The 3832-nt window shown below is 65.3% G+C and carries 3 protein-coding genes; all 3 read right to left on the bottom strand.

The genetic code is table 11. From position 1 onward, the window contains the following. Positions 1-208: 208 nt before the first annotated feature. The 3 genes from H8S47_RS18595 to H8S47_RS18585 all read right to left on the bottom strand — a co-directional run bounded on the left by H8S47_RS18595 (position 209) and on the right by H8S47_RS18585 (position 3735). Positions 209-535 carry a hypothetical protein gene (locus H8S47_RS18595; protein ID WP_187505253.1) on the bottom strand — a complete coding sequence of 109 codons (327 nt, stop codon included), beginning with the start codon at positions 533-535 and terminating at the stop codon, positions 209-211. A gap of 89 nt (positions 536-624) precedes the next feature. Beyond that, the gene (locus H8S47_RS18590) at positions 625-1803 is read right to left on the bottom strand and encodes a vWA domain-containing protein (protein WP_187505252.1); all 1179 of its coding nucleotides are present in this window, start codon (positions 1801-1803) and stop codon (positions 625-627) included. Between the two features lie 12 nt (positions 1804-1815). Further along, positions 1816-3735 carry a CocE/NonD family hydrolase gene (locus H8S47_RS18585; protein ID WP_235983061.1) on the bottom strand — a complete coding sequence of 640 codons (1920 nt, stop codon included), beginning with the start codon at positions 3733-3735 and terminating at the stop codon, positions 1816-1818. Between the last annotated feature and the right edge of the window lie 97 nt (positions 3736-3832).

Below are 3832 nucleotides of genomic sequence, written 5' to 3'. Positions count from 1 at the left end.
CCTCCGCGGGAGAACAAGGGGGTGGCTCTGGCGTTACTCGCACCCGCTCCCACCTCACACGTTTACCCTTAGTTACTACCACCCCGGCGGAGGCCGGGGTCCAGTTGGAAAGGTTGCTGTAACGAAACGCGCGCTCAATTAGCAGCATCTCCCAATTGGGCCCCGGCCTTCGCCGGGGTGGTGCACCGGACTAAGGTGCACAAGGCTATCAGTGTGGCTTCTTTGCCTTGGCTGGCTTCTTCGGCTCCGGCTTCTTGGGTGGCGCCTTCTTCTCCGCTGCATCCTTCGCACGCAATACAGGGGCTGCGATCGCTGCGGCAATCCCCGCGATCACCGTCGCGCCGACCGCGATCGCCGTCTTCGGGTGCGACTTCACCGCATCCGTCGCCGTCGCGAGGCCGGCCTTGGCCGCGTCGGTCGCGTCCTCGACCCAGTCGCTGGTCGCCGCGGTCTTCTTCGCGTCGGGGTCCGGCTTGTGGTCGTCGTCGTGATGGACCTTGGCGTGCGGCATGGCGGAGTTGGGGATCGACGACATAGGGCTTGTCCTTCGGTAAGGGATGATGCCCGATAAACCGATCGCCACCGTGACGGTTCCGTTACAGTCAGCCGCTCATCGCGCCAAACTCACCGTTTGCGGGTCAGCTCGCGCATCGCGTCGTCGAGACCGGCGAGGCTCAGCGGGTACATGCGGTCGGTCATCAGCTCGCGGATGATCCGCACCGACTGCGAATAGCCCCATTGCGCCTCGGGCACCGGGTTGAGCCATGCCGCCGCCGGATAGGTGTTGGTCAGCCGCTGCATCCACACCGCGCCCGGTTCCTCGTTGAAATGCTCGACCGAGCCGCCGGGGTGCGTGATCTCGTACGGGCTCATCGACGCATCGCCGACGAAGATCAGCTTGTAGTCGTGGCCGTATTTGTGGAGCAGATCCCACATCGGCGTGCGCTCGGCGAAGCGCCGCGTGTTGTCCTTCCACACGCCTTCGTACGGGCAATTGTGGAAGTAGAAGAATTCGAGGTTCTTGAACTCGGTGGTCGCCGCCGAGAACAGTTCCTCGCAGAGCTTGACGAACGGGTCCATCGAGCCGCCGACGTCGAGGAACAGCAGCAATTTCACCGCATTGCGGCGTTCGGCGCGCATGACGATGTCGAGATAGCCTTGCCGCGCGGTGCCCGAGATCGTGCCGTCGATGTCGAGTTCGTCGGCGGCACCGTCGCGGGCGAAGCGGCGCAGGCGGCGCAGCGCCACCTTGATGTTGCGGGTGCCGAGTTCCCTGGTGTTGTCGAGGTTGCGGAACTCGCGCTGGTCCCAGACTTTCAGCGCGCGCTTGTGCGTGCTTTCGCCGCCGATGCGGACGCCTTCGGGGTTGTAGCCGCCGTTGCCATACGGGCTCGTGCCGCCGGTGCCGACCCATTTGTTGCCGCCCTGGTGGCGTTCCTTCTGCTCCTCGAGGCGTTTCTTGAGCGTCTCCATGATCTCGTCCCACGAGCCGAGCGACTTGATCGCCGCCATCTCCTCGGGGGTGAGGAATTTCTCTGCCACCGCCTTCAGCCAGTCCTCGGGGACTTCGCCGGCGGGGGTGCCGTAGCTGGTGGCAAGGCCGCGAAAGACCTTGGCGAAGACCTGGTCGAATTTGTCGAGCAGCCCCTCGTCCTTCACGTACACCGCACGGGAGAGATAGTAGAAATCCTCGGGCGTCCGTTCGATCACCTCGGCGTCGAGCGCCTCCAGCAGGATCAAGTGTTCCTTGAGGCTGGCGGGGATGCCGGCGCTGCGAAGTTCGTCGAGGAAGTTCAGGAACACAGGCTCACGTCCTCACTTGGTAGCCGCGATCGGCAGTTCGATCGCGCTGGGCTGGGCGGCCGAGTGGAAGACGCTGATCGTCGCCTTGCGATAGTCGGCGGGCTTCGCGTCGAAGATGTTGGGGACGTAGGTCTGCGGGTTGCGGTCGTAGAGCGGGAACCAGCTCGACTGGACCTGCACCATGATGCGGTGGCCGGGGAGGAAGACGTGGTTGGCGTTTGGCAGGACGACGCGGAAGTGCGTCGGCTGGCCGGCGACGATCGGCGTGGGCTTCTCGAAGCTGTCGCGGTAGCGGCCGCGCAAAATATCCATCGAGACGGCGAGTTGGTAGCCGCCCATGTCGGGCTTGTCGGAATATTCCGCCGGGTAGACGTCGATCAGCTTCACGACGAAATCGCCGTCGGTGCCGGTGGTGCTGGCGATCAGGTCCGCGACGGGCGCGCCGGCGATCGCGACCGGGCTGGTCAGTGGAGGCGTCTGGTAGGTGAGGACGTCGGTGCGGTCGGAGAAGGGGCGCTGGTCGTCGACGAGCCATTGCCGCCAGGTCGAACCGGTCGCGTAGGTCGGGCGGATCGGGCGGAGGCGGTAGGGGATCGGCTTGGCGGGATCGGAGATATAGTCGTCGTGGCCGTCCTGTGCGGGCGCGGTCGGGGCGAGGCCGCTGGCGGGCTGGAAATAGAGTTTCTGCGTCGCGGTCGAGTTCGGCCAGCTGGCGAGCGCCTGCCACTGGTTGGCGCCGGTCTGGAACGCGGTGACGGGAGCGAGGGCGGGCGGTGTCGCGCCGGTCTTCAGCGCGCCGTCGAGGAACGGGAGCAGGACGTTCTTGCGGAACCAGAGCGCGGTGTCGGCATCGAAGCGGATCGTGCCGAGAGTCGAGCCATCGCCGTTCGCGCCGCCATGCGCCCACGGGCCGAGCGCGAGATGGTTGACGTGGTTGGGATCGACCTTCGATACGGCTTCGTAGGCCGCGACGGCGCCGTAGATGTCCTCCTGATCCCATTGGCTGGCGACCCAGAGCGTCGGCACCGTCTGCGGCTGTTTCGGGAGGACCGTCTCGAGCGCCTGGCCCTGCCAGAACGCGTCGTACGTCGGGTGATCGTGGAGGCGGTTGACGAAGGGAAGCTGCTCCAGCCCGCGGCTTTTCACGAACGCGCTGGCGGATCCGGCGCGGAGGAACGTGTCGTAATCGTCGTACGCGTCGCGCCACAGGTCGCCGGCTTCGCCCTTCGCGGCGTCCTGCGTATAATAATAATCATAGCCGATCTGGCGGAAGGCGCCGCCGTGGAAGTCGTCGTCGCCCTTCCAGGTGTTGATGACCGGGTTCATCGGCACCGCCGCCTTCAACGCGGGGTGCGGGTTCACCAGCGCCATCGCGGCCATCATGCCGTCGTAGCTGCCGCCGATGATGCCGACCCGGCCGTTGCTATTCTTGAGGTTTTTCACGAGCCAGTCGATCGTGTCGTAGGCGTCGGTGGAGTGATCGACCTTGGTTTTATTTAGCGGCCCGATCAGCGGGCGTTCGTTGATATAGGCACCGTTCGAGCCGTTCTTGCCGCGGACATCCTCGAACACGCGGATGTACCCCGCATCGAAGAACATCGCGTCCGATGCGCGCAGGTTCATCGCGCCGCTGGAACTGGAGGAGCGGCTGGCGACGCTCTCGGCGTTGTAGGGGGTGCGCTGGAGCAGGATCGGGGCGTCGGTGAGGCCCTTGCGCTGGACGATGACCGCGTGGAGCGTGACGCCGTCGCGCATCGGGATGTCGACCTCGCGGCGGTCGAAGTCGAAGCTCGCATTGGCGGGGACGAACTTGGCGGGAATGTCGCCGCCGGGGGGCGGGGTTTTTTCTTTTTGCGCGCCGACGATCGCTGGGACGGAGGTCGCGAGCAAGGCCAGCGTGATCGTCGTGAAAGCCTTGAACCGCATCGTCATCCTCGCCGTCTTTTGCGGGACGGTGGTGGCACGGTTTCAAGGGTGGCGGCAATCGAAGAATAGGCACTTCTGACTCCCCTCCCTGGAAGGGAGGGGC

It is taken from the genome of Sphingomonas albertensis (genome assembly GCF_014358075.1).
Lineage (GTDB): Bacteria > Pseudomonadota > Alphaproteobacteria > Sphingomonadales > Sphingomonadaceae > Sphingomonas > Sphingomonas albertensis.
This window is presented reverse-complemented; position numbering and strand designations above follow the sequence as displayed.